The 504-nt window shown below is 58.7% G+C and carries 1 protein-coding gene; it reads right to left on the reverse strand.

All coding sequences use genetic code 11. The annotated features are described in order from the left end of the window. On the reverse strand, positions 1 to 438 hold a 438-nt coding region (locus HMPREF1627_RS00360; protein ID WP_034499958.1), incomplete at its 3' end, for a tRNA (adenosine(37)-N6)-dimethylallyltransferase. Positions 439 to 504 lie beyond the last annotated feature (66 nt).

A 504-nucleotide genomic window follows, 5' to 3' on the forward strand; every position in this document is an offset into this window, starting at 1 on the left:
TGCCTTCGGGTCAAGTTCACGTAGCATGCGGTATAGCGCCGCCTGCCCGTGCGCCTCCAGGCTCTCCTCCACTCGCGCGCGCACCACCGGATCCGTTCCTGGAAACTCCATCTTGTCAAAAAGGGCGTGGATGTAGAGTGCGGAACCACCCACTGCGATTGCGCGGTTGCCTCGCTGTTCGATCGCGTGCACGTCCTCACGCGCGCAGACCTGATATTGCGCAACCGAGGCTTCCTGGTGAATGTCTAGCACATCGATCTGGTGATGCGGGATCTCGGCCCGCTCCACAGTTGAAGGCTTCGCTGTGCCAATATCCATGCCTTTATACAGAGAAAACGCATCCATCGACACGATCTCAGTGCTTCCCAGCTCGCGAGCAAGGTCCAGCGCCAAGCCAGATTTGCCCGACGCCGTAGCGCCCACAATTCCTATCAACATGGCCTCGCCCTATCGCAACATAGGAATGCCCAGGCTTACCCGATTAGCCATGTCCGGGTTCTCATG

This window comes from Actinomyces sp. S6-Spd3 (assembly GCF_000758755.1).
Classification (GTDB): domain Bacteria; phylum Actinomycetota; class Actinomycetes; order Actinomycetales; family Actinomycetaceae; genus Pauljensenia.